This is a genomic window from Streptomyces europaeiscabiei (assembly GCF_001550375.1).
Lineage (GTDB): Bacteria > Actinomycetota > Actinomycetes > Streptomycetales > Streptomycetaceae > Streptomyces > Streptomyces europaeiscabiei.
Genome location: NZ_LRTR01000643.1, coordinates 1 through 25,531, shown reverse-complemented (window position 1 = coordinate 25,531; position 25,531 = coordinate 1). Strand labels below are relative to the sequence as shown.

The 25,531-nt window shown below is 70.3% G+C and carries 20 protein-coding genes; 9 read left to right on the top strand and 11 right to left on the bottom strand.

Annotation, left to right across the window (positions count from 1 at the left end):
- The first annotated feature begins 18 nt into the window (after positions 1 to 18).
- Positions 19 to 942: a phosphatase PAP2 family protein gene (locus AWZ10_RS31385; RefSeq protein WP_060892641.1), complete on the top strand. Its 924-nt coding sequence runs from the start codon at positions 19 to 21 to the stop codon at positions 940 to 942.
- A 219-nt stretch (positions 943 to 1,161) separates the two neighbouring features.
- Here AWZ10_RS31385 and AWZ10_RS55245 read toward each other — a convergent pair whose 3' ends face one another.
- From AWZ10_RS55245 to AWZ10_RS31370, 3 genes are read right to left on the bottom strand one after another with little or no spacing between them, the layout of a single operon-like run.
- Complete coding sequence (locus tag AWZ10_RS55245) at positions 1,162 to 3,027, bottom strand: carbohydrate-binding domain-containing protein (RefSeq protein WP_079104508.1); 1,866 nt, start codon at positions 3,025 to 3,027, stop codon at positions 1,162 to 1,164.
- Positions 3,024 to 3,818: a VTC domain-containing protein gene (locus tag AWZ10_RS31375; protein ID WP_046709855.1), complete on the bottom strand. Its 795-nt coding sequence runs from the start codon at positions 3,816 to 3,818 to the stop codon at positions 3,024 to 3,026. Before AWZ10_RS31375 ends, AWZ10_RS55245 begins: the two co-directional genes overlap by 4 nt.
- Positions 3,815 to 4,441, bottom strand: a complete 627-nt coding sequence (locus AWZ10_RS31370) for a DUF4956 domain-containing protein (RefSeq protein WP_060892640.1) — start codon at positions 4,439 to 4,441, stop codon at positions 3,815 to 3,817. The genes AWZ10_RS31375 and AWZ10_RS31370 overlap by 4 nt, the downstream gene beginning before the upstream one ends.
- A 325-nt stretch (positions 4,442 to 4,766) precedes the next feature.
- Here AWZ10_RS31370 and AWZ10_RS31365 point away from each other — a divergent pair, with 325 nt between their 5' ends.
- Both AWZ10_RS31365 and AWZ10_RS31360 read left to right on the top strand, forming a co-directional pair.
- Entirely contained in the window at positions 4,767 to 5,339 is a 573-nt protein-coding gene (locus AWZ10_RS31365; protein WP_079104507.1) for a pathogenesis-related family 1 protein, read from the top strand.
- 148 nt (positions 5,340 to 5,487) lie between these two features.
- Positions 5,488 to 6,192, top strand: coding sequence for a hypothetical protein (locus AWZ10_RS31360; protein ID WP_046709713.1), 705 nt, complete (start codon positions 5,488 to 5,490; stop codon positions 6,190 to 6,192).
- 117 nt (positions 6,193 to 6,309) lie between these two features.
- Here the strand turns inward: AWZ10_RS31360 and AWZ10_RS31355 are convergent, their stop codons facing one another.
- Positions 6,310 to 6,957 (bottom strand): GOLPH3/VPS74 family protein, encoded by a 648-nt coding sequence (locus AWZ10_RS31355; protein ID WP_060892639.1) that lies wholly within the window; start codon positions 6,955 to 6,957, stop codon positions 6,310 to 6,312.
- 151 nt (positions 6,958 to 7,108) lie between these two features.
- Between AWZ10_RS31355 and AWZ10_RS31350 the strand changes: the two genes are divergently transcribed.
- Positions 7,109 to 7,714, top strand: a complete 606-nt coding sequence (locus AWZ10_RS31350) for an O-methyltransferase (protein ID WP_046710033.1) — start codon at positions 7,109 to 7,111, stop codon at positions 7,712 to 7,714.
- A 678-nt stretch (positions 7,715 to 8,392) separates the two neighbouring features.
- Here the strand turns inward: AWZ10_RS31350 and AWZ10_RS31345 are convergent.
- The 3 genes from AWZ10_RS31345 to aspS form a co-directional block, all read right to left on the bottom strand.
- Positions 8,393 to 9,400, bottom strand: a complete 1,008-nt coding sequence (locus AWZ10_RS31345; protein ID WP_046710034.1) for an intradiol ring-cleavage dioxygenase — start codon at positions 9,398 to 9,400, stop codon at positions 8,393 to 8,395.
- A 165-nt stretch (positions 9,401 to 9,565) separates the two neighbouring features.
- Complete coding sequence (locus AWZ10_RS31340; protein ID WP_060892653.1) at positions 9,566 to 10,450, bottom strand: intradiol ring-cleavage dioxygenase; 885 nt, start codon at positions 10,448 to 10,450, stop codon at positions 9,566 to 9,568.
- Positions 10,451 to 10,712: 262 nt separating this feature from the next.
- Complete coding sequence (gene aspS, locus AWZ10_RS31335) at positions 10,713 to 12,476, bottom strand: aspartate--tRNA ligase (RefSeq protein ID WP_046706629.1); 1,764 nt, start codon at positions 12,474 to 12,476, stop codon at positions 10,713 to 10,715.
- 381 nt (positions 12,477 to 12,857) lie between these two features.
- Between aspS and AWZ10_RS31330 the strand changes: the two genes are divergently transcribed.
- Positions 12,858 to 15,353: a SpoIIE family protein phosphatase gene (locus AWZ10_RS31330; protein WP_244172603.1), complete on the top strand. Its 2,496-nt coding sequence runs from the start codon at positions 12,858 to 12,860 to the stop codon at positions 15,351 to 15,353.
- A 135-nt stretch (positions 15,354 to 15,488) separates the two neighbouring features.
- Here AWZ10_RS31330 and AWZ10_RS31325 read toward each other — a convergent pair whose 3' ends face one another.
- Positions 15,489 to 16,544, bottom strand: coding sequence for an AI-2E family transporter (locus AWZ10_RS31325; RefSeq protein WP_046706631.1), 1,056 nt, complete (start codon positions 16,542 to 16,544; stop codon positions 15,489 to 15,491).
- Between the two features lie 266 nt (positions 16,545 to 16,810).
- On the opposite strand from AWZ10_RS31325, the gene AWZ10_RS31320 reads away from it, so the two are divergent.
- Positions 16,811 to 17,746, top strand: a complete 936-nt coding sequence (locus AWZ10_RS31320; protein ID WP_060892637.1) for a BRO-N domain-containing protein — start codon at positions 16,811 to 16,813, stop codon at positions 17,744 to 17,746.
- 153 nt (positions 17,747 to 17,899) lie between these two features.
- Here the strand turns inward: AWZ10_RS31320 and AWZ10_RS31315 are convergent, their stop codons facing one another.
- The 3 genes from AWZ10_RS31315 to AWZ10_RS31305 form a co-directional block, all read right to left on the bottom strand.
- On the bottom strand, positions 17,900 to 19,402 hold the full coding sequence (locus AWZ10_RS31315; RefSeq protein ID WP_244172602.1) for a hypothetical protein: 1,503 nt from the start codon (positions 19,400 to 19,402) through the stop codon (positions 17,900 to 17,902).
- A gap of 475 nt (positions 19,403 to 19,877) precedes the next feature.
- Positions 19,878 to 20,849, bottom strand: a complete 972-nt coding sequence (locus AWZ10_RS31310) for a pirin family protein (protein WP_037689811.1) — start codon at positions 20,847 to 20,849, stop codon at positions 19,878 to 19,880.
- A 322-nt stretch (positions 20,850 to 21,171) separates the two neighbouring features.
- Positions 21,172 to 21,666 (bottom strand): SseB family protein, encoded by a 495-nt coding sequence (locus AWZ10_RS31305; RefSeq protein WP_037689809.1) that lies wholly within the window; start codon positions 21,664 to 21,666, stop codon positions 21,172 to 21,174.
- Positions 21,667 to 21,815: 149 nt separating this feature from the next.
- Here AWZ10_RS31305 and AWZ10_RS31300 point away from each other — a divergent pair, with 149 nt between their 5' ends.
- From AWZ10_RS31300 to AWZ10_RS31290, 3 genes are all read left to right on the top strand, one after another.
- The gene (locus tag AWZ10_RS31300; protein ID WP_060892636.1) at positions 21,816 to 23,642 is read left to right on the top strand and encodes an acyl-CoA dehydrogenase; all 1,827 of its coding nucleotides are present in this window, start codon (positions 21,816 to 21,818) and stop codon (positions 23,640 to 23,642) included.
- 166 nt (positions 23,643 to 23,808) lie between these two features.
- Positions 23,809 to 25,107: a M18 family aminopeptidase gene (locus AWZ10_RS31295; protein ID WP_046706370.1), complete on the top strand. Its 1,299-nt coding sequence runs from the start codon at positions 23,809 to 23,811 to the stop codon at positions 25,105 to 25,107.
- A 120-nt stretch (positions 25,108 to 25,227) separates the two neighbouring features.
- Positions 25,228 to 25,455 carry a DUF6458 family protein gene (locus AWZ10_RS31290; RefSeq protein ID WP_046706369.1) on the top strand — a complete coding sequence of 76 codons (228 nt, stop codon included), beginning with the start codon at positions 25,228 to 25,230 and terminating at the stop codon, positions 25,453 to 25,455.
- Positions 25,456 to 25,531 lie beyond the last annotated feature (76 nt).

Below are 25,531 nucleotides of genomic sequence, written 5' to 3'. Positions count from 1 at the left end.
AACGGAAGAAACAGAGCGATGACTCAGAGCGATTCTCCGATCCTGCCCGTGGACCGTCCGGGAGCCTCGAGGCAGGCCCCCGAGGCCCCCGACGGCCTCGGCCCGTCGCGTACGGCACGGCCGTGGATGCCGGCTCTGCTGTACACCCTGGGGTTCCTGACGGTCTATCTGCTCGCCATCTGCACCCCGTGGGGGCAACGAGCTGAGAACGCCTGGTTTGATCTCGGTGGAGACAACCCTGAAGATGTATGGCTCTACCCCTTGTCAGGAGCGGAATACGGCTCGACGCCCCTGCCGCCGCTGGAATTGAGCGCCAAGCCCACCCTGATGGTGGGCCTGGCCGTCATCGTGGTCCTCACCCTGGTGCGGCGGTGCTGGCGGCAGGGGTGCGCGGCGCTCGGGGTCGTCATTCTCACGGCTGGAAGCCAGGACGTGCTCAAATCGACCATCCTGCCCCGCCCCGATCTGGTGGGCGCGCCCGAGAATCTCCTTGATCAGGGTTTCCCCAGCGGGCACACGGTCATCCCCGCCGCGCTGACTCTTGCCGCCGTCCTGGTGGTTTCACCGCGCATCCGCCCCTATGCCGCCACGGCCGGTGTGCTGTGGCTCGCCTGCATCGCCGCCTACAGCGCGACCAACGGCGGCCACCGGCCCAGCGAAGTACTGGGGGCCGCACTCCTGGCCTGTGCCTGTTACGGCCTCGCGACCTGGCTGCTGCCGCCGGCCGCCGCGCCAGGCGCCACGCAGAGCCCCCGTGCGCTGCCCGTCATCACCCTGACGCCGGCACTGGCCATCGCCCTCGTTTCCGCCGCACGGAACGACACCCTCACAAGGTCACTGGTCTCCGCGGCGACGGCCTTCATATGTGCGGCCCTGGTCTGGTACGCCGCAGTCGGGCGGCCCGCACACACCGCACGCCGCACCCGCCCCGCACTGGGCTGACCACCGGCCGGCTCCGGGCGGGAACCAGCGCATCCTGGCAAAGCGCCGGTCCCACGCCACCGCCCAGTCGTAGAAGCCGTCGACGCCCGAGCGGGAATGCGCTCCCGCCCGGCGTGTCGTCCCGTAGTCCGGTCAACAGGCCGGTGTCGCCCCGTTGCTGCGCCGGGCGACATCGGACGGCCAGAATGATCGCGTGGCTGTCGGGCCTCCGTTCAGCCCTCAGCCCCGGCCCCCCCCCCCGCCCGGACCGCCCCCGAAGCCGCCGCCCTCCGGTGCCTCGCCCGCCGTGACCGTGGCGATCCTCTTCGCCGAGCCGAGCTTGCCGGACCCGGCGAGGCCGCCGGTGTCGGTGCCGGAGGTGGAGCCGCCGGAGTACACCGTGTACTTCTCGCCGCTCTTGATCGACTCACCCGAGTACACGACGTTCTGGATGGTCTTCGAGGTGACGTACGACGCCACGACCTTCCCGTCCGCGTCGACGATGTGCAGGGTCGTGCCCGCCTCGACCGACGCGTCCAGGGTCGCCGACAGCCAGCCCTGTTCCGATCCCTCGTCCGGGGCGACGACCATGCCCGCGCTGCCCGCGGCGAGGAGCGTGCCGCCGCTGACGGTGAAGCTGCCGTTGACGTCGAGCGCTCCATTGCCGCCCATCTCGGGGCCGTTGACGACGATCGTGCCGCCGGTGATCTCGGCGGTGCCGTTGGAGTCGAAGCCGTCGCCCTGGGAGTTGAGGACCAGGGTGCCGCCGGTGACCTTGGCGGAGTAGTCTCCGACGTTCTCGCCACCACCGCCCCCGCCGGGACCGCCGCCACCGGGGCCGCCGCCCTGCGCGTCCTCCTCGGAAGTCGCCTCGCTGCCGGAGGCGTTGACGCCGTCGTCGTCGGAGGTGACGTTCGAGGTGCCGCCCCGGACGAGGATGTCCTTGCCCTCCAGGCCCTCGTTGGAGCCGGTGATGTTCAGCGTGCCCTCGCTGATGACGAGGTCGCCCTCGGCGTGGATGCCGTCGTCTCCGGCCGCGAGGGTGACGTCGGCGCCGTCGAGGTGGACGGCCGCGTCGCCGTGCAGGGCGTCGGCGGAGGCGTTCACGTCGACCGTGCCGCCCTCCAGCACCGTGATCACGCCGGACTTCAGGCCGTGTGCGGAGGTGTCGTCGGAGGCCTGGCTCTTCACGGTCAGTTCGCCGCCGGTGACGACGAGGTCGGTCGCGGCGTCCACGGCGTCCCCGTTCGCGGTGACGGAGACCGTGCCGCCCGAGACGGCGATGTAACCCGCGTCCTCCTCCTCCGCGTTGTCGGACTTGAGTCCGTCGCCCTTCGCCGTCACGGTGACCGAGCCGCCGGTGACCACCAGGTAGTCCTTGCCCCGGATGCCGTCGTCGGCGGCCTCGACGGTGATGTTCCCGCCCTCGACGACCAGGCCGTCCTTGCCGGCGATCGCGTCGTTGCCGTTCCCCTTCACGGTCAGCGAGCCGCTGCCGCCGATCGTCAGGTCGCCCGCGCTGTACAGGGCGGCGTTCGCCTCGGCGTCGTCGGCGTAGGAGTCCGTGTCGCTCAGCTTGTTCTCGCTGCCGTCCGCGAGAACGACCACGAGCCGCTCCGCCTCGGTCGCGGCGATCGCCGACCCGGAGGAGCTGGAGATGTCGACCCCGTCGAGGACCAGCTTGACGGTCGCCTCGGGGGCGGTGACCACGATGCGCCCGTCGTCGAGGGACCCGCTCAGCAGATACGTGCCGCTGGAGGTGACGGTGACGGTGGACCCGTCGACGTCCACTCCCTTGCCGTCGGCGGAGGCGGAGTCACCCTTCAGCTCGATGGAGACGGCCTCCGACTTCTCGTACTCCGTGTCGCCGTCCTCGGCGTGCGTGTCCTCGTTGTCGGCGAGAACGGCCGCCGCGTCCTGCGTCCCGTCCACGGCCGCCGCCGCGCTCGCACTCGACGACGCGTCGGACGACGCCGAGCCGGAGTCGCTCCCGGAGGAGCAGCCGGCCAGCGCGGCGGTCGCGAGGACGACGGAGGCGAGGGCGGCGACCGCCTTCGTACGGACCCCCCGTGCCCTTCTCTTCCACGTGTTCATACGGATGTTCATGCGGGGCTCCCGTTCAGTGCAGGTGCGGTGGGGAAGTGGCGCCGCAGAACGGGCAGCCAGCGGTGGGCGGGCAGGTCGGGCCGGAGCGCGGCGAGCCCGGTGCCGTACTTGGAGACCGGGCAGGGCCGGTGCTTGAGCGACCACAGCAGCCGGTCGGCGCCGGAGCCCGCGCGCCCGGCCTTGGTCTCGACGATGGTCCGCTCGGGGGTGCGCAGTTCGGTGCCGTCGGGCAGTGCCCAGGTCAGGTCGGTGTCGACGGTGACCCGGCTGCCGCTGCCCGGCAGGAAGAGGGTGGTGCGGCGGTAGCGGGTGGTGAGCGTGGGCACCAGGCGGAACTCCCGCGCGTCGATGCCCGCCTCGCCGAGGACGTCGTCGGCGTACGCGCGTGCCTCGGGGCCCAGCCGCCCAGGCTCACCGTCGTATGGAACGCGCTGTTTCACGGTGGTGCCGCGCGGGCCGCGCGTCTTGACCTCCAGGAAGTGCTGCCCGGACCCCAGGTACGTGCGGATCCGCAGCTTGAAACGGCGTCGCCGACGGCGGGCCGCACCCAGATAGCCGTCCATGTCCGGGGTGTCGAAGTACACGGAGCGGTACGCGAACTGCCGCTCGCCGTCGACCTCCAGTACCTGCACGTCCTCGTCCAGCCCGCCGAGCACGAAGGGAAGGTCGGTGAGGGGCAGCATGTACTTGCGGTCCAGGCGGGTCAGCAGCTCGGCACGGTCGACGAGTTCGTCGAGGCCGATGGGGCGCAGCGCCCCCACCACGGGGGCCAGGGGTTCCAGCGCCGTCACGCCCGGACCCCTTGTCCCTGCGCCTGCGCCTGCGCCTGCCCGACCCGGGTGCCGGCCTCCTTGCGCACGCGCGGTCCCTCGCCGGTGACGACGTACCGGACGTCGACCAGGGTCATGTCGTTGACCAGGTCGACGCTCTGCACGGACAGGTTCACCACCCGCCCGCCCAGCAGCACTTCGAGGTACGCGCGCAGGGCGTCCTCGTCGGTGTAGGCGGCGTCGAGCCGCAGGCTGCGCTGCCGGTAGCGGCCGAAGAGCCTCGGGTGGTCGCCGACGTACAGCGTGGCGACGATCAGCGCCATGAGGAGGGCCGAGAGGACGTTGACCTCCTCCGGCAGTCCGGCCAGCAGGCCGAGCGCGAGCGCGGAGAAGTAGTAGGCGATCTCGTGATGGGCGATCTCGTTGGACCGCAGCCGGATGATCGACAGAACGCCGAACAGCCCCATCCCGAGGCCGATGCCGACCGACGAGGAGCTGAGCGTCATCGCCACCGCGAGGACACCGACGTTGACGCCGAGGAAGGCGGCGATGAGGTCCCGGCGGTGGTGGCGCGGGAAGTAGACCGCGAAGGTCAGTACGGAGATGGCGGCCAGGTCGGCGACCACGAGAAGGGTCTGGTCCATGTCAAAAGACAATCCAGGGTGAACCTTTGAGCCGGCTTTGCCTCCCCTTAACTGAACTTGAGAAGTGTTGAAGACCAACGGCCGGTGAACCGTCCTACTTCGGCCCTTTCTTGCGAAACGACTACGGAGACCCGCGAGTATGTGATGTTTCAAGATTACTGATCGCATCGGCCTGAAACCTGGACCTGCGCCGATTCCCCCGATGGGGTGGCAGGTGCTCCCGTCGCCCCCGGTCGGCTGCCGCACTCCCTTACAAGTGGCAGCGCCGGTAAGGAAGTTGGAGCAGGGGGAGGCACGAGTGGTGCGACGGGACAGGGCGCGGACAATGGCTGCGGTGGCCGCGGCGGTGACGCTGGCGCTCGCTCCGGGGGCGGCTCGGGCGGTCGGTCCCCGGCCCACGGTCGTGGAGGCGGTCACGGTGACGGCGGCCGGGGTGAGCGCCGCCGGGGCGGTGACGCCGACGGCGCGGCCACGGCCACGGCCACCGGAGATCAGCGGCTTCCTGACGGTCGTCAACAAGGCGCGAGCTGACGTCGGGGTCCCCCCGCTGGTCTGGGACGAGTCCGTGGCCGCGCACGCCCGCCACTGGGCGAGGGTGCGGGTCGCGGACTGCGAGCTCATCCACTCGAACAGCCGGTACGGCGAGAACCTGGCCCGGGGTTCCGACCCCCGCTACTCCCTGTCGGACGCGGCCCGCCTGTGGCTCGACGAGAAGTCCGACTACGACCGCCCCTCCAACTCCTGTGTGAACGACCGGGAGTGCCTCCACTACACCCAGCTGGTCTGGCGCACCTCGACACGCGTCGGCGCGGCCAGGGCCAGGTGCGGGGACGGCTGGACCTATGTGGTGGCCAACTTCGATCCACCGGGCAACTGGCTGGGCCGACGGCCGTACTGACCGGGGAAAGGCCGGGGAAAGACGTCAGGGGCCGTGATAATCCCTCCATGGCCCCACCACCCCCGTCACTCCCCACCGCCCCCGAGGCCGGCACGTGAGCGACCTCCCCCCGGGTTCACCCGCGAACGACCAGCCCTCGACCCCGCACATGAACGACCTCCCCGAGCAGCTCCGCCGGTTCCTCGTCGACGTGCTGAGCATCGGCGCCCCGTACGCCCTCGCTCTCACCGGCGACCACGCGGCACAGGCGCACGGACTGATCGAGGCGCGGCCACCCGGCCGGGACCTGGAGGTGGCGACGGAGCACGCGGCCCCGATGGAGCAGATCGCCGCCACGGTCCGGGTGGGCCTCGCGGAACGCGGCTGGCTGGTGCACTCGGTGGAGACGGCCCCGCTCTCCGCCCGCCTCCTGGTCACCGACCCCACGACGGCGGAGGAACGCACCCTCGACCTCCTCAAGGAAACCCTGTGGCACCCGCCGGTCCGAACACCGCTGGGCCCCGCCCTCTCCCTGGAGGACGTGGTCGGCACGAAGGTCCGGGCCGTGGCCGACCGGGGCTCGGCCCGCGACCTGATCGCCGTGCACGCGGCCACCGCCCACTGGACCGTCGTCGAACTGGAGGAACTGGCCCGCCGCCACACCTCCGCCACGTCCACCACGTTCGATCTCACCGACCTCCAGTCCCGCCTGGAGGGCACCGAGTGGCTCGACGACCGGGAGTTCGCCCGCCACGGCCTGGACACCGAAGCCGTCCTGGGACTGCGCCGATGGGCCCAGGCCTGGGCCGACGACATCGCCGAACGCCTCCTGGAGGAGGAGGCCCTGGCATCCCCACCGGAGGACCCCGAGTGAGCGGACCTCTCCACGTCGCCCGGAGCCACCGCGTCCACGACGACCGCCGCCGGGACCGACGGGGCGGCCGGCTCGGGTCAGGTCAGGTCAGGTCAGGTCAGGTCAGGTCAGGTCAGGTCAGGTCAGTGTCATGATCACGACCACGGTCGTCGCCATCGTCGCCGCCGTGAGGGCCGCCGCCGTGGCCGCCGCGGTCTCGGCCATGCGGCGCAGCGCGGGGTCGGCCCAGTGGCGTTCGGCGATCTCGGTCATCCGCCGCCTGGCCGGGGACTCCTCGGAGTCGGCGTCCGGGAAGGCGAGGGTGTGCAGGTCGCCGTGGTGGAGGAGGGAGATCAGGGCGGCGGTGCGGGGGTCCGGTTCGACGCCCTCCAGGACCACCTCCGCCAGGCGCCCGCGCAACGCGGACTCCACCGTGCCGTCGGCCTCCGGGTAGCGGGTGGTGCGGAAGACGAGGAGGACACGGCGCTTCTCCTCACGGATCAGGCCCTTGTCCACCACGCCCCGCAGCGCCCTCTCGTACTCCTTCGTGCTGTGCGCGTAGATCCACTTCCCGGCGTCGTCGGGAAGCACCGCGTCGGCCGGGTCTTCCGACAGCGACCGCTCCAGCAGGGCCGCCGCCGCGATCGCGTAGGGCGTCCGCAGGGGGAGCCGTGCCTCACCCGTGGTGTCGTCGAGGGAGAGAAGGAGGATCTCCTCGCCGAGCGTCGCGGGGGCGAGGACCGGGGCAGGTGTGGGGGCGGGCGTGGGGGTGGTCGGCGTGGTCATGATCAGTACGACGCGGGCAGGAGGCCCGAAGTTCCGAACCCAGGAGGCTGCAGTTCCGAACACCAGGGGCCGGCGGTTCCGAACACCAGGGGCCGGCGGTCGCGAACAAACAGGTTGAGGCCCCCGCCCCCTCGCTCGCAGAATCCGTCGTATGGACGACTTTCCCAGGCTCAGCCAACTCCCCTCCTCCCTCACCGAGTTGCAGGAGGCAGCCCGCAGCGCCGGGTTCACCATGTCGTGCGAACCACGCACCGGCAGCCTGCTCGCCACCCTCGCCGCCACCCGCCCCGGCGGCCGGATCCTCGAACTCGGAACCGGCGTCGGCGAAGGCACCGCCTGGCTCCTCAGTGGAATGGACGCGAAGACGACCCTGGTCACCGTCGAACTCGACGACTCCGTACAGGCCGCCGCCCGTGAGCGGTTCATCGGCGACGAACGGATCACCTTCGTCACCGGGGACGGCGGACGCTGGCTGGACGAGTACGACGGCGTCCCCTTCGACCTGGTCTTCGCGGACACCTGGCCCGGCAAGTTCACCCACCTCGACGCCGCCCTGGAACTCGTGGCGCCCGGCGGCGCGTATGTCGTCGACGACCTGACGCCCGTCCCCGGATGGCCGGAGGGTCACGAGGCCGCGGTGACCGACCTGCTCGCGGTTCTGGAGGGTCGCTCCGACTTCCGGACGACCCGGCTGGCCTGGTCGAGCGGCCTTCTGGTCGCCGTCCGGACCTCCGACGCCGCCGGCACCTCGGCCTGACCGTTCGCCCCCGGCCCCACGCCCTCGGCCGGTCCCGCGCCCGGCCCCGTGTCCATGCCCAGCGCCGTACGGGCAGCCCCGACATGGCGCAGACCCTCGACCGCGGTGCGCGTGACCTGCGCGTACTCGTCGGACGTGCGGGCCCGGGTCAGCTGGGCGCGGGCGGCGCGGAGACGTTCGGTGGCGTCGGTCAGGGACTCGGCCGCGCTGCCGCCCGCCCCGGCCTGCGCCCGGACGTCGATGCCGGCCAGGCTGCCGCCCAGCCGGACGACCCACCGGTTGGCATCGGCCTCCGCGTCCAGGTCGGACGACGGTCCGGGTCCGTCCACCGACCGCCGCTGCGCGACGATCGCGACCACCGCCCCGACGACCAGCAACACTGCCACCAGCACGGCCAGCTTCATGGCCTCCTCCTGCATTCCGACGTTCCGTCCCGCACGGCCTGTTCGTGCCGTACGGCCTTCTCCGTCCGTACGGCTGTCACGTCCCGTACGGCTCGTACGGGTTCCCCGCCCGGTACGTCCCATCACACCCCCTCCCGCTGTGATCGTCCGACGAGAACCCTGTGCGTCCCCTGATGACTTCCCAAGCGGGCACCCGAGGCCGGCGCGAGCGCACGCCGAAGGCCCGGAACCCAAGGGGGAGGGGCTCCGGGCCTTCGGCGTGCGCCGGCCGGGATCAGCTCGCCGAGGCGGACTCCGACGCCGGGTCCGACGCGTCCGGCTGGACGGAGTCGTCCGTGCCGGTGTTCGTGGCCTCCGGGTCGACGCCGACCGTGATGGAGCCGACGACACCCTTGGCGATGTCGTCCTTCTTCTTGTACTTCAGCTTGAGCAGACCGCCCTGGACGCCGCTGCCGTCGTAGATGGTGTCGTCGTCGAGGGTCGTTCGCTCGGTCGTGGAGGTCGAGTACGGCTCGACCTCGGCGGACGCGAGCACGGACTCCTCGTCGAAGAAGAACTGGCCGGTGTGGCAGGTGGTGCCGCCCTCGTAACCGGCGTCGGTCCACTCGCCGTTGACGTGCACCTTGGTGTGGACGTGCACACAGCGGCCCCGGTACCAGCCCGGGAAGATCGTCTCGAAGATGACGAAGCCCTGCTTGTCGGTCTTCCAGGTGCCGCGCAGATAGCGGGTGTCGCTGGTCGGCTCCTCGTGCTGACCGCCACCTCCACCGCCGCCGGACGGGGGCTCTCCGGTCGGGGTGCCGGACGGTACGTCCGTGGGGGTACCCGAGGGGGCGTCGGTGGGGGCGGTGCCGCCCCCCTCGGAGAAGCTCTCGTAGCCCGAGTAGAGACCCAGCGCGTCACAGTGCCAGATGTCGACGGCCGCGTTGCGGATCGGCTTGCAGGTCTCGGAGTCGATCACCTTGAGGCGGAGGGTGAGGGGGATGCCCTCCTTGTCCTCGGTGATGTCCTTGCGGAGCTTGTCCGCGTCGATGTAGTACGGGCCCTCGGTGGTCTCCGAGGTGAGCTTGTAGCACTCCTCGCCGGCGCTCGCGCTCGTGGAGGCGAGGGGCTTCGCGCTCCCCTTCTTGTTCGTACCCGCGCTCGCGGTCGCGACCACCGCTCCGCCCACGCCCACGGCGGCCACGGCGCCCGCGCCCGCCACGACCACCTTGCGGCGCGTCAGGTCCCGCTTGTGCCTCGGCCCCTGGGCCTTCTCGTTTCCGGTCTGGTTTCCCGTCATGGCCAGGAAATTAGGGAGGCAGACTGTCAGAGCCGTAGGAAAGGGCTGTGGTTTGCCCCGCATTCCCGTGCGGATTCTCGCGCGGAGGGAAAAGGGGCCCGAAATCGCCGTCTATTTCGGGCCCCTTTTCGACAAAGAATCGGGCCAGGGTGCCTTACTTATGCTCTAGCCCGCCGACGGTGACCCCGAGGCGCTCGGCTGCGGCGGCATCCCCGTCCCGTCGTTGGTCGCCTCCGGATCCACGCCGACCGTGAGCGAGGCCCGGACGCCCCTGGCGATGTCCCGCGTGTCGTAGCGGAGCTTCAGCAGACCGCCCCGGGTGCCGCTGCCGTCGTAGATCGTGTCCTCGTCGAGCGTCGTACGGTCGTCGGTGTTGGACGCGTACGGCTCCACGACCGCTGAGGCGAGGACGGACTCCTCGTCGAAGAAGAACTGGCCGGTGTGGCAGGTGGTGCCGCCCCCATAGCCCGCGTCCGTCCACTCGCCGTTGACGTGCACCTTGGTGTGGATGTGCACACAGCGGCCCCGGTACCAGCCCGGGAAGACGGTCTTGAAGGTGACGAAGCCCTGCCGGTCCGTGCGCCAGGTGCCGCGCAGATAGCGGGAGTCGTCCGTCGGCTCCTGGTGACCACCGCCCGGGGGCGGGCCGGAGGGGTCGCCGGTCGGGGGTTCGCCGGTGGGGGCCGGGCCGCCACCGCCGTTGCCCATGTCCTCGTAGCCGGAGTAGACACCGGCCGCGTCGCAGTGCCAGATGTCGACGGCCGCGTTGCGGACCGGTCGGCACGTCTCGGCGTCGATCACCTTGAGGCGGAGCAGGAGCGGGATCCCCTCCCGGTCCTCGGTGACGTCCCGGCGGAGCTTGTCCGCGTCGATGTAGTACGGGCCCTCGGTGGTCTCCGTCGTCAGCAGGTAGCACTCCTCCGCGGCCGGAGCGCGACCGCCGGGTTCTCTTCTCCGCTCACCGGCGAAGGCGTTCGCCGCCATGGCACCGCCCAGGCCCACCGCCGCGACGGTACCCGCGCCGGCCACGACGACCTTGCGGCGCGTCAGGTCACCGGCGGCCGTCGACTGCTGATCCTGCTCGTCCCACTGATCCTGCTCGTCCCACTGATCCTGCTCGTCCCGCTGATTCCGCTCGTCCCGCTGATCCTGTTCATTCGCTGTCATGCGCCGGGAAGTTAGATAGGAAGCCTGTCAACGAGCTGAGAGAACAGCTGCTTTCCCCCGCACACGGGAAAGGGTCCTGAAATCGACGGGCGACTTCAGGACCCTTCCCTTTCAAGCCCCACTGAGGCTTGCCTTACTCAATTCACTACTTCGGCTGCGGCTTTCGCACCGACAGGTGCAGTTCGCGCAGCCGCGTCTCCTCCAGCTCGGTCGGCGCGCCCATCATCAGGTCCTGGGCGTTGCCGTTGAGCGGGAAGGCGATGGTCTCGCGGATGTTCGGCTCGTCGGCGAGGAGCATGACGATGCGGTCGACACCCGGCGCGATACCGCCGTGCGGCGGGGCGCCGAAGCGGAAGGCGCGCAGCATGCCCGCGAACTGCTCCTCGACGGTGTCCCGCTCGTAGCCCGCGATCTCGAAGGCCTTGAGCATGATCTCGGGCTCGTGGTTCCGGATCGCGCCGGAGGACAGCTCGACGCCGTTGCAGACGATGTCGTACTGCCAGCCGAGGATGTCCAGCGGGTCCTGCGTCTCCAGGGCCTCAAGGCCGCCCTGCGGCATGGAGAAGGGGTTGTGCGAGAAGTCGATCTTGCCGGTCTCCTCGTCCTTCTCGTACATCGGGAAGTCGACGATCCAGCAGAACCGGAAGACGCCCTCCTCGAAATGCCCGGCACGCTTGGCGGCCTCGACCCGCACCGCGCCCATGATCTTCGAGACCTCGTCGAACTCGCCCGCGCCGAAGAACACCGCGTGGCCGGCGGCCAGCGACAGGCGCTTGGTCAGCTCGGCGACGTTCTCCTCGGTGAGGAACTTGGCGATCGGGCCGGACAGCGAACCGTCCTCGGCGACCCGCACCCAGGCCAGGCCCTTCGCGCCCTGCTCGATCGCGTACTCACCGAGCTGGTCGAAGAACTTGCGCGGCTGGGCGGAGACGTCCGGCACGGCGAGCGCGCGCACGTGCTTGCCGGCGAACGCCTTGAACTCCGAGCCCTCGAAGACATCGGTGATGTCCACCAGCTCCAGCTGGGCCCGCAGGTCCGGCTTGTCGGAGCCGTACTTGAGCATCGCCTCGCGGAACGGGATGCGCGGGAAGGGCGAGGTGACGTGACGGCCCTTGCCGAACTCCTCGAACAGCTCGGTCATGAGCTTCTCGATGGGCTGGAACACGTCCTCCTGCTCGACGAAGGACATCTCCACGTCGAGCTGGTAGAACTCGCCCGGCGAACGGTCCGCGCGCGCGTCCTCGTCACGGAAGCAGGGCGCGATCTGGAAGTACCGGTCGAAGCCCGAGATCATCAGCAGCTGCTTGAACTGCTGCGGAGCCTGGGGGAGGGCGTAGAACTTGCCCGGGTTGAGGCGCGACGGCACGACGAAGTCGCGGGCGCCCTCGGGGGAGGTGGCGGACAGGATCGGGGTCGCCATCTCGTTGAAGCCGAGGGCCGTCATCTTGTGACGGATGGCGCTGATCACGGCCGTACGCAGCATGATGTTGCGGTGCATGCGCTCGCGGCGCAGGTCGAGGAAGCGGTACTCCAGACGCCGCTCCTCGTTGACCCCGTCCTCGGCGTTGATCGTGAAGGGGAGCGGGGCGGCCGCGCCGAGCAGCTCGACCTCGCCGACCTCGACCTCGATCTCACCGGAGGGCAGGTCCGGGTTGACGTTCTCCGTGCCTCGCGAGACGACCTTGCCGTCGACGCGGACGGTCGACTCCTTGGAGATCCTGTCCAGCGCCTCGTAGGCCGGGGTGCCCGGACGGGCCACCAGCTGCGTGATGCCGTAGTGATCGCGGAGATCGATGAAGAGGATGCCGCCCAGGTCGCGCCGATTGTGCAGCCAGCCGCTCAGCCGGACGTCGGTGCCGACGTCAGAGGCGCGGAGCTCGCCGCAGGTGTGGGACCTGTACCGATGCATCGTCGTTCATCCAGCCTTCGCTGATCGGGGATCTTGGCGGGTGCCTCACGGCCGGTGTTTCACGGCCGATGTTTCACGTGAAACAAACCCAAGGGCACGTGAAACAAGCCCAAGGGTACCGGCCACCCCGAGATCACCTCCCCACCATTTATCACGGACGGAACCGCGCGGCAGGACCCCGGCCCGACGACCGCCGTGACGCTGACCGGATACGCACGGTCATAGCCATGGGCAGGACCGTAAGCGGTTACTGTCGCTAGCGTCGATTGCCGTCACCTCCGTCGCCGCCGGTCGTGGTTACTTGTCATGGCCTCCGGTTCCGCCCGGTGCCCGGCACAGCTTCGGTGGCACGGTCCGATCAGCTGTTCTTAGAGTGGGTCAATGCGCACTGGTGAGCCCCCGCCCACTGTGGGGGACGTCCTGTCCGCCCTAGCGACGGGACTGTGGACCTGGGACAGCGCTGCCGGAACCGTCACGCTGGACGCCGAAGCCGCCCGCCTCATGGGGCTGTCCGCGAAGCCGACAACGCTCAGCCAGGCCGGGGCACGGGCACGTCTGCACCCCGTCGACTGGAACGAGATCGTGTCGGTCGTGCAGCTCGCCGTCGCCGAGGACACCCTCGCCGAGGTACGGATCCGGGTCATGGACGACCGGGGCCGTGTGATCCGCACGGTCCGCAGCCGTTCCAAGCCCACGTTCGACCCGGTACGCAAGTCCTTCGAGCTGATCGGCACCATCCAGGAGGTCACCGAGCCCTCACCGGAGACCGCCGCCCGCGCCCCGTCCGTCACCGGCGACTGGCGGCGCTCGCGCGAGGCGTTCCTGCTGGACGCGGGCCGGGCACTGGCCGAGGCACGGTCCACGGCGGAGGTGCTGCGGGTCGCGGCGGGCCTGGCGATGCCCGGCTTCTCCCCGGACGGGCTCGCCGTGTTCGGGGTGGAGGCCGACCGCCTCACCGTCATCGGGCACCACGGGCACAACCAGGGCGCCGAGGGCCCCTTCACCCACATGCCGTTGGAGACGGACTATCCGGCCGCCGAGGTGGTCCGCACCGGCCGCGCCGTCTATCTCTCCTCCCCCGAGGACTACAAGGCGCGCTATCCCACGGCCTGGCCGCTCGCCGAACAGTTCGCCCGCCAGTCGTGGGCGTTCCTGCCGCTGACCGTCGCCGGCCGCACGATGGGCGCGTGGCTGGCGGGCTTCACCCACCCCGTCACCTTCACCCCCGACGAGCGCTCGGTGCTGACCACCGTCGCCCGCATGCTCGCCCAGGCCCTCTCCCGCGCGGGCGCCGCCGAGACCGAACGCGAGCTGACCGACGGCCTCCAGCGCACGATGCTCCCCACCCTGGGCCCCGAGATACCGGGCATGACCGTCGCCGCACGCTACGTCCCGACCGGCGGCGGACTCCAGGTCGGCGGCGACTGGTACGACATGATCGCCCTGCCTGGGGGCACCTCCCGGACGAAGTCTGGGGGAGGCCGCTTCGCCCTGGTCATCGGCGACGTCCAGGGCCACGACGTACGCGCCGCCGGCCTCATGGGCCAGCTCCGCATAGCCCTGCGCGCCTACGCCTCCGAGGGACACCCCCCGGACGCCGTCCTCTCCCGCGCCTCCCGCTTCCTGCACGGCGTCACCAACGACTCCGCCGCCGACTTCACCGACCTGCGCTTCGCGACCTGTCTCTACGTCGAGGTCGACCCGGTGTCCGGCGTACTCGACATCGCCCGCGCCGGGCACCCCGACCCGGTGATCCGCATGGCCGACGGCACGGTCCTCGTCCGCCCGACCCCGGGCGGCCTCCCCCTCGGCATCGACCCCGACGCCGACTACCCCACCACCCGCCTCGTCCTCGAACCCGGCGAGACCATGCTCCTGTGCACCGACGGCCTCATCGAAACAGGCGGCCACGACCTCGACACGGGCTGGCGCCGCATCCGTACGATCCTGGAGTCCTTCGACGCGGGCCCGCACGAGGGAGAGGGTGCCGGGGGGTCGGGTGCGGGAGGCCCGGCTGTTGACGGTCCGGGCACAGGTGGCCCGGATGCAGGTGGCCCGGATGCAGGTGACCCGGCCATCGGTGGTCCGCGGCCGGGCGGGCGGGAAGCGGGCGGCGACGAAGCACGCGGCCCCGAGCCGGGTCACGTCGAAACGGGTCGCCCGGAAGTGGCAGCGGATGCGCTCGCGGCAGGCGGCGCGGAGCACGGCGACCTCACGCCGAGCAACCCTGAGCCGACCGCCCTCGCACCCGCTCGCCGCCCCGAGCCGGGCGGCCTGGCGCCGGGCCGGCTGGAGGCGTTGGCCGACGCGCTGGTCCAAGGGGTGCACGGCCCTTCGTCCCACCACACTCCCGGCCCGCTCGCCGACCGGCGGGAGGACGACATAGCGATGCTGCTGCTGTGCCGGGAGAGCGAGGGGCGCGGCTACGGAGACGCCACCGCCGTACGGCCGCCCGTTCGCCGCACCGCGCTGACCGTCGCCCAGGCGGAGCCCGAACGCATCGCCGGAGCCCGCCAGCAGGTACGCGAACTGCTCCACGACTGGAGCTGCGGCGACCAGGTCGACTCCGCGGTCCTCCTGGTCTCCGAGATGCTCACCAACGTCCTCGTCCACACGGACGCCGACGCCCTCCTCATCGCCGAGATGACCGGCGACGGCGGCAAGCGCCGGATGCGCATCGAGGTCACCGACGCCAGCGACGACCTCCCCCACAAACGCCACCCCGGCGAACTCGCCTCGTCCGGCCGCGGCCTGGTCCTCATGGACGTGCTCGCGGACGCGTGGGGCGTGGACCCCCGCGGCGACGGCAAGAGCATCTGGTTCGAGCTGTACGAAACGGCACCGCCGGACGGCTCGAACGGGAGGTCGCTGAACTAGTGCCGCGGCAGGCAACGTTCGCCCCGTCGCGACGCCCCTTCACGGGCAAACGCTGCCTGCCGCGCCACTGGCCGGTACGCGGCCGAGGGGGCCGGGAACCGCGCGGCCGGCCCTCACCGCCCCGCGGCCTCGCCATCACCCAGCCGCCTCGGACCCGCCCCCCTCGGCCGCGTACCGCCCCCTCAGCTCATGCGCCACCCCGAACGCGGCCGCCGTCAGCGGCACCGCGAGCAACATGCCGAGCACCCCGGCCACCGACGCCCCCGCCGTGATCGCGAGCATCACGACCGCCGGATGCATCTGCACGGTCCGGCTCTGGATCATCGGCATGAGCACATGCCCTTCCAGCACCTGCACCGCGAGCACCACCCCGAGAACCCACGACGCGATCACGGCCCCCCGGTCCGCGAGCGCGACCAGCACCGCCACGGCCCCCGAGACGAACGCGCCGAGATAGGGGATGTACGCCCCCACGAAGACGAGCGCACCGAGCCCGACCGCCCCCGGCACATCCAGGATCAGCAGCCCGACCGTGATACAGACCGCGTCGATGAACGCGATGAGCGTCGTCCCCCGCATGAACCCCTCGACCCCCTCGAAGGCCCGCCGCGCGATCGCCTCGACCGTGTCCGCGCCGCCACGCGGCGACAGCGCCCGGATCGTGTCCACGGCCCGATGGGAGTCCCGCAGAAAGAAGAAGACGAGGAACAACGCGAGTACGGCCATGGCGACGGCCTCCCCGACGACACTCACCCCACTGATGACATTGGACGCCGCCGTCCCCCCGAACCTGGTGAGCAGTTCCTTCGCGTTGGCGGCCAGATCGTCGAGCGAGGTCCCGGCCGCCCCGAGATGCGACGCGAGATCGTCGGCCGCGTTCCGCAGCGAGGCGACGATCTGGTCCCCTGTTTCGATCAGCGCCGCGACCACGATGTACACGGCCCCGCCGACGACCCCGACCACGGCCACACACGTGAGCCCCGCCGCCACCGACCGTTGCACCCGCGCCCTGACCAGCCTCCGGTGCAACGGCCCGAGCAACGCGGTCCCCAACAGGGCGAGCAGCACCGGCGTCACCGCGGTCCGGAACTCCACGCACAGCCGGACACCGACGTACCCGACTCCGGCGACGAGCAGCACGACGGCACACCACGCGGCCACACGACGCACGGCTTCAGGGAGCAACTGCACCCGCCCAGCGGACCACGCCCCGAACGGCCGTGCCACCGGGACGAGGTGAAGCGCCGAGTTTGCACGAGGCGTCTATACAGCGCACACTCTGCACAAACTCGCAGGTCACAGGCCTCACGAGAGACGGCGAGAGCGAAAACTCCCGTGAATCCCGCCCCCCGAACGCAGCAGAATCGATCACTCCACCCACGATCGGGTGAACCTCCTTGCTACGGACACGAGTCGCACCTCCACCTGCCTAGCTTCCAGAGCGGAGGTGATGCTCGATGCACGAGCAGAACAACACGCCGCCGGAAGAACCGACGGCACACCAGGACGCGATCGACATCAACGACTTCGTGTTCGCGGTGACGGGGGCACGAATGCGGAGGCTGACGACCCCGGACGGGGAACACTGGTTCGTGGCGGCGGACGTGGCCACGGACCTGGGCTACGCAAACACGCGCCAGGCACTCATCTGGCACGTTGCACCGGACTGCACAAGGCGGCTGGAGGAGATTGCACAGGGTGTCTATGCAGTAGACGCCTCACGCAAACTTGCAGCTCACAGGCTGCAAAAGTCGATGAAAATGGTGAACCTGCGCGGGCTTATCGCACTCGTCAACGGTTGCGCCAAGCCCGAATGCGCTCCCTTCAAGACGTGGGTCTCCGAAGTCATCGCCACCATCCAGCGCGACGGCTCCTACACCCTCGAACGCGCCCCCGTACAACCCGCCCCCACCGGCGGCACCGCCTACGCCATGCCCCAGCAAGTGGCCGACGCCATCGTCCGGCTCGAAGAGCGGAACATCCGGGCGGACGAGATGCTGACGGCGTTCCAGGAAGAGCGGAACGACCTGCTTCGCCAGATCAACCGCAGCCAGAGCGTCATGGCCGACGCTCTGCAGGACATCGCCGCCACCCTCAGGCACCCGGCCGATCGCCCCCACCCCACCCCGGAACCGGAGTTGACCCCTCAGGACCTCCTCGCCACGTGGAAGGCGAAGAACCTCGTGGTCACGGAGGACATCCACGCGGTCGCGGCCTACCTCACCCCGGCGCTCGTACGCGGCGAGGCCCGCTACCGCATGGAGGACATCTCCACCCGTACGGGGCTGCCCCAGGAACGCGTCAACGACTGCCTCAGGATGCTCGTCAAGCGGGGATGCGTCCGGCAGACGGGCTGCACCCCGGACGGGGCACCGGTCTACGTCCTGGCATAGAGCCGTGGCGGAGCCCTCATGAGACAGGCCCGAAGTCGCAAATCGAAGTTGCGGCTTCGGGCCTCGTCGCACCGTACCGGAGTCCAGCGACCGCCGCCGCCGAACGCGTCAGACGTCACCCTCACCGCCCCCATAGGCGGCGCACCACCCCGGTCAGAGCCGCTCGTACACGATCAGCCGCCGCCCATGGGTCCGCTCGTCCGCCACCACGGTGAAGTACCTCTTCAGCACGGCGGCCTTCACCTCGTCCCGTCCCCCCGTCAGCGGCCGGGCCACGCCGGGCGCGTCGGTGATCAGCAGGATGCGCCGCTCCGCCAGCATCGCGGCCCGTATCCGGGCCGGATCCGCCTCCACCCCCTTCAGCGTCCCGGACAGCGTGGGACTCCGCGCCAGCGCGATGTCCCGCAGCCCGGCGAAGTCGTCGGGGGAGACCAGCGCGGTGTCGCGCCGGGCCGACGGCGCGAAGAGCACCGCGTCGCCGGGCTGCTTCAGGCGTCGCACGTCCTCGGCGGTCGCGAGGACGTCGTCGACGCGGCTGGCGGGGGACCGTTTGGCCAGCGACTGCGGCAACAGCGCCACCACCGCGACGGCGACCACCACCGGGACGAGCCACGTCGACGCCCTCGGGAACCGCGGCCGGACGGCCCCTACCGCCACGCTCAGGGCCGCCCCGATCAGAAGCGCCAGCCCGAGCATGCTGAAGAGGACGTAGCGTTCCAGGAACAGGGGGCGGAACAGGGAGAGGCCGAGCAGACCGACCTGCGGCACCGCCAACAGCGGCAGTGCGACGGCCGCCACCGACAGCCGCCCCGCCCGCGGCCGGTTCAGCAGGGCTCCGAGGCCGCCGATCGTCAGCACAATCGCCGGGCCGATCATCATGTGCCAGGTCAGCGGCGGTATCCAGGACACCTGGCCGGACTGCCGCCGGCTGAACAGGACCAACGGCAGGACACTCGCCGTCGCGACCACCGAGGCCGCCGCCCAGCGTGCCCATGCCGCCCGCGACGCCCCCGTCCACGCCAGGGTCGCCGCATGCGCGGGCACGATCAGCAACGACAGCCAGTTCAACAGCCCGCACACCAGGATCGCGGCCCCGTACCCCGCCCAGCAGCCCGCCCGGTGCCCCCCTCGGCCGCCCCGCTCCCGCTGGAGCACGGTGACCAGCAGCAGCGTCGAGATGCCCGCGCCCGCCGCGATCAGCGCGTACGGGCGGCCCTCCTGGAGATGGAACTGCACGGCCGGCAGCAGCCCGAACGCCAGTCCGCCCCCCAGGCCCGCCCAGGCCTCGGCCAGTCGGCGGCCGATGACCGTCACACAGGCGGCCGCGACCGCCATGGCCAGCACCGAGGGCAGCCGCAGGGTCGTCGTGCCGGGTCCGAAGCACTCGAAGAGACCGTGCATCAGCAGGTAGTAGAACCCGTGGACGACATCGACCTGCCCCAGCATGTGCCAGATGTCGGCGGCCGACCGCCGCGCCACCTGCCAGGTCGCCGCCTCGTCCCGCCACACGGTGTGCTGCCGGGACAGCCCCCACAGGCCGAGCGCGAGAGTCCACCCCGTCGGGACCGCCCAGAGCGGCAGACGCCGCACCACGGCCACAGCCGCCGAGCAGGCAGTGGTGACGGCCGTGACGGCCGTGACGGCCGTGACGGCCATGCGGGATATCAGAGGCAGCGGAGCATGGCTACTCAAGCGACCGGGGATCCGGGGGCGTCCGGGCGGCGGAATCCCCTGTCATCAAGCACTCTGCCCATGTCTTCTCTCCCCGTTCCCCTGTTCGTACGGCGAGGGCAGCGGGCACACCGAATCACGCCCTGGCCACAGGCCAAGGCGTGATCCGAGTACTGATCTCCCCCTGAGAGCCACCCGTTCCGGAGGTCAGCCGACCGGGTGTACATGCCAGAACCTACGTGGGGGGAAGATGACCGATCCAGTCATTTTCGGGTGGTCATGATCACCCGAAAGGCAGTGAACCCGGACCACTTCCCGTAGCCCGATCGGAGAAGATGGGCAGCCTTTGCCGCCTTCGCCACCTTTGGCGGCGCACGCTCCACCGAGTACGGAACGCGCGGAAGAAAGCCCCGTCCACGTGTGACGTGCGGACGGGGCTTTCCTGAGCTTCGCCGCGGACCTACAGGCCTTCGGGGGTCATCCCGTGAACCGCCGGGATCGTCCCCAGCCGCCCCTTCTGGAAGTCCTCGAACGCCTGCTGCAGCTCGTCGCGGGTGTTCATGACGAACGGGCCGTAGTGGGCCATGGGCTCACGGATCGGCTGCCCGCCGAGGAGCACGATCTCCAGGTCGGGGGCGTTGGAGTCCTGCTGCTCGTCCGCACGGAAGGTGATCGAGGAGCCCGCGCCGAAGACCGCCGTCTGGCCGAGCTGGATCGGACGCCGGTCCGCACCGACGGTGCCGCGCCCGCCGAGGACGTACGCGAGGGCGTTGAAGTCCTCGCGCCACGGCAGGGTGATCTCCGCGCCCGGCGCGACGGTCGCGTGGAGCAGGGTGATCGGGGTGTGGGTGATGCCCGGCCCCTCGTGGCCGTCCAGCTCACCGGCGATGACGCGCAGGAGCGCGCCGCCGTCGGGTGTGGTGAGCAGCTGGACCTGACCGCCGCGGATGTCCTGGTACCTCGGGGCCATCATCTTGTCCCTGGCCGGGAGGTTCACCCACAGCTGGATGCCGTGGAAGAGACCGCCGGACATGACGAGGGACTCCGGCGGCGCCTCGATGTGGAGGAGGCCCGAGCCGGCCGTCATCCACTGGGTGTCGCCGTTGGTGATGGTGCCGCCACCGCCCTGGCTGTCCTGGTGGTCGAAGATCCCGTCGATGATGTAGGTGACGGTCTCGAAGCCGCGGTGGGGGTGCCAGGGGGTGCCCTTCGGCTCTCCCGGCGCGTAGTCCACCTCACCCATCTGGTCCATCATGATGAACGGGTCGAGGTGGCGGTAGTTGATCCCGGCGAACGCACGGCGGACCGGGAAGCCCTCGCCCTCGAAACCACTGGGCGCGGTCGTCACGGTGAGCACCGGACGGGCCACCGCGTCGGTCGGTGCGGCGACACGGGGCAGGGTCAGCGGGTTCTCGACGGTCACTGCGGGCATGTCGGTACCTCCTTGTGCGCTCAGTTTAGTTGACTATTGAACTTCCTGCCAGTCCCAACAGCAGACAGCCCGCATCTCATTCCCTCGCGGTCGGGGCAACAGAACGCCGCCGGCCACGGAGGACCAGCGGCGAGATCAATCTCGGTCACCGGCGAACAGTAGGGGACCGACAGGCCCGGAAGAAACGGTTCAGCAAACCCCATGGGCCAGCGGCGGCCCACCCAGGGGGCGCGGGGAACCGCGCGAGCGACCACGGACCACCCGCACCCCGCAACGAACCGCAACCCGCCACCCCGCCCCGGACCCGGCCCGACCGGCGGAGCTACCCGTACATCCGCCGCATCGCGAACTCCACCATCTGCTCCACGGCCTTCGCGTCGAACACCATCCGGTGCTCCCCCTCCATGTCCAGGACGAAGCCGTACCCGGTCGGCAGCAGATCGATCACCTCCGCACCGGTGATCACGAAGTACTTGGACTCCTTGCCCGCGTACCGGCGGAGCTCCTTGAGCGAGGTGAACATCGGGATCACCGGCTGCTGCGTGTTGTGCAGCGCCAGGAACCCGGGGTTGTCACCGCGCGGGCAGTACACCTTGGACGTCGCGAAGACCTGCTGGAAGTCCTCCGCCGCCAGCTGCCCGGTGGTGAAGGCCCGCACGGCGTCCGCGAGGGAGGGCGGGGACGGCTCCGGGTACAGCGGTGCCTGCTGCCCGTAACCGCCCCCCATCTGGCCGCCGGGCATCTGCCCGGGCATCTGCTGCTGCGGCGGCGGGGCGTACTGCTGCTGGGAACCGGCGCTCTGGTCGTAGCCGTACATGCGGCAAAGCGTAACCAGTCACAGATGGACCGCTCGGGGTTGCTTCTTATTACCGATGGGTAGCATCATCGACATAGAAGCTACTCGTTGGTATGTGAACTAGCGCGAGGATCCAGTGCCTCGCCGATCTCTCTTACGGAGCCGTCGCCATGGGGCACTACAAGTCGAATCTCCGCGACATCGAGTTCAACCTCTTCGAGGTGCTCGGGCGCGACAAGCTGTACGGCACCGGCCCGTTCGCGGAGATGGACACGGACACGGCCAAGAGCATCCTGGAGGAGCTGGCCCGTCTCGCCGAGAACGAGCTGGCGGAGTCCTTCACGGATGCCGACCGCAACCCGCCGGTCTTCGACCCGGAGACGAACACCGCTCCGGTACCGGCCTCGTTCAAGAAGAGCTACAAGGCCTTCATGGACTCCGAGTACTGGCGGCTCGGCCTGCCCGAGGAGATCGGCGGCACCACCGCGCCGCGCTCCCTGATCTGGTCCTACGCGGAGCTGCTGCTCGGCGCGAACCCGGCCGTGTGGATGTACGCCTCCGGCCCGGCGTTCGCCGGCATCCTCTACGACGAGGGCAACGACGTACAGAAGAAGATCGCCCAGATCGCCGTGGAGCGGACCTGGGGTTCGACCATGGTGCTCACCGAGCCCGACGCCGGCTCGGACGTGGGCGCCGGGCGCACCAAGGCGATCCAGCAGGAGGACGGCTCCTGGCACATCGAGGGCGTGAAGCGCTTCATCACCTCCGGTGAGCACGACATGGAGGAGAACATCCTCCACTACGTCCTCGCCCGCCCCGAGGGCCACGGCCCCGGCACCAAGGGCCTGTCCCTCTTCCTCGTCCCGAAGTACCTCTTCGACTTCGAGACCGGCGAGCTGGGCGAGCGAAACGGCGCCTACGCCACCAACGTCGAGCACAAGATGGGCCTCAAGGCCTCCAACACCTGCGAGATGACCTTCGGCGACCGTCACCCGGCCAAGGGCTGGCTGATCGGCGACAAGCACGACGGCATCCGCCAGATGTTCCGCATCATCGAGTTCGCCCGCATGATGGTCGGCACGAAGGCGATCTCCACGCTGTCGACGGGCTACCTGAACGCGCTGGAGTACGCCAAGGAGCGCGTCCAGGGCACCGACCTGGCGAACTTCATGGACAAGACCGCGCCCAAGGTCACCATCACGCACCACCCCGACATCCGCCGCTCGCTGATGACGCAGAAGGCGTACGCGGAGGGCATGCGCTCGCTGGTCCTCTACACGGCCTCCATCCAGGACGAGATCCAGGTCAAGGAGGCCGCGGGCGAGGACTTCTCCGCCCTGGAGGCCCTGAACGACCTGCTGCTGCCCATCGTCAAGGGCTACGGCTCCGAGAAGGGCTACGAGCAGCTCGCCCAGTCGCTGCAGACCTTCGGCGGCTCCGGCTTCCTGCAGGAGTACCCGATCGAGCAGTACATCCGCGACGCCAAGATCGACACGCTGTACGAGGGCACCACCGCGATCCAGGGCCAGGACTTCTTCTTCCGGAAGATCGTCCGCAACCAGGGCGCCGCGCTGAACACCCTCGCCGAGGAGATCAAGAAGTTCCTGGCGCTCGGCGAGGGCGGCGAGCAGCTGGCCGGCGCCCGTGAGCACCTCGCCAAGGCCGCCGTCGAGCTGGAGTCCATGGTCGGCCTCCTCCTGACCGACCTCGCCGCCACCGAGCAGGACGTCAAGAACATCTACAAGGTGGGCCTCAACACCACCCGTCTGCTGCTCGCCTCCGGTGACGTGGTCGTCGGCTACCTGCTCCTCAGGGGCGCCGCGGTCGCCGCCGAGAAGCTGGAGACGGCCTCCGCGAAGGACAAGCCCTTCTACACCGGCAAGATCGCGGCGGCGAAGTTCTTCGCGGCCAACGTCCTCCCGGGCGTCACCCTCGCCCGCAAGATCTCCGAGGGTGTCGAGCTGGACCTGATGGAGCTGGACGAGTCGGCGTTCTAGACCCGCGAAGCACGGGTTCCGGACAGCCTCTCCCCGGCCGCGTCCCGCTCGTGGCGCCGGACGGACCCTGCCCGTCCGTCCGGCGCCCCTTCCTCCGCGCACTCACCACGAGGGCCCGCTCCCATCCCCCGGGAGCGGGCCCTCGTACGTCGTTAAGGTGAACCCCATGCGCACACCCCCACGCTTCGACCGCGGCCACACCGACGACCTCATGGCCTTCCTGACAAGCAGCCCCTCCCCGTACCACGCGGTGGCGAGCGCCGCGGAACGGCTGGAGAAGGCGGGCTTCCGACAGGTCTCGGAGACCGACGCGTGGGACGGATCGCTGGGCGGCAAGTACGTGCTGCGCGGCGGCGCGATCATCGCCTGGTACGTGCCGGAGGGCGCCGCCCCCCACACCCCCTTCCGCATCGTCGGCGCCCACACCGACTCCCCCAACCTGCGGGTCAAGCCCCGCCCCGACAGCGGCGCGCACGGCTGGCGCCAGATCGCCGTCGAGATCTACGGCGGCCCGCTGCTCAACTCCTGGCTCGACCGCGACCTCGGCATCGCCGGCCGGCTCTCCCTGCGCGACGGCACCAGCCGCCTCGTCAACGTCGACAGACCCCTCCTGCGCGTCCCCCAACTCGCCATCCACCTCGACCGTACGGTCACCTCCGAGGGCCTCAAGCTCGACAAGCAGCGTCATCTCCAGCCCGTCTGGGGCCTCGGCGACGACGTCCGCGACGGCGATCTCATCGCCTTCCTGGAGGAGGAGGCGGGCCTGCCCGCGGGCGAGGTCACCGGCTGGGACCTGATGACCCACTCCGTCGAGCCCCCCGCGTACCTGGGTCGCGACAACGACCTGCTCGCCGGTCCCCGCATGGACAACCTCCTCTCCGTGCACGCCGGTACGGCCGCGCTCGCCTCGGTCGCCGGCTCCGGGGACGCGCTCCCGTACATCCCCGTCCTCGCCGCCTTCGACCACGAGGAGAACGGCTCCCAGTCCGACACCGGCGCGGACGGCCCGCTGCTCGGCGGGGTGCTGGAGCGCTCGGTCTTCGCCCGCGGCGGCTCCTACGAGGACCGGGCGCGGGCCTTCGCCGGCACGGTCTGTCTCTCCTCCGACACCGGGCACGCCGTCCACCCCAACTACGCGGAGCGCCACGACCCGACGCACCACCCGCGCGCGGACGCCGGCCCACTCCTCAAGGTCAACGTCAACAACCGTTACGCCACGGACGGTTCGGGCCGCGCCGTCTTCGCCGCCGCCTGCGAGAAGGCCGGTGTGCCGTTCCAGACGTTCGTCTCCAACAACTCCATGCCCTGCGGCACCACCATCGGCCCCATCACCGCCGCCCGCCACGGCATCCGCACCGTCGACATCGGCGTCGCCATCCTGTCGATGCACAGCGTCCGTGAACTGTGCGGCGCGAAGGACCCCTACCTCCTGGCGAACGCTCTGGTGGCGTTCCTGGAGGGCTGACCCCCGTACCCGCCCCTCAACGGCTGTTACTGACCGCCCAGTCCGGGTACCCGATGTCGACCGGTAGGACCGAACGACCGGAACGACCGGCCGACCCGACCGGACTTGGAGGGAACACTCATGGGCCTGGGCGGGTGCATCATTCTGATCGCCGTGGGGGCCATCCTCACGTTCGCCACCGACTGGGACATGCAGGGGGTCAACCTCGACCTGGTCGGCATCATCTTCATGATCGTCGGGCTGATAGGCGTCGCCACGTTCAGCAGCATCGCCAAGCGGAGGCGAGTGGTGGTGCCGCCCTCGACCCAGGTCATCGACGAGGAGCGGCCGCAGCGGGGTGGGTACTAGTAGTGCTTGGTCAGGTTCATTCGTCGGTGGTGTGTCCGGTTGAGGGGCTGCGTCGTTGACCGGGTGTGACACCTGA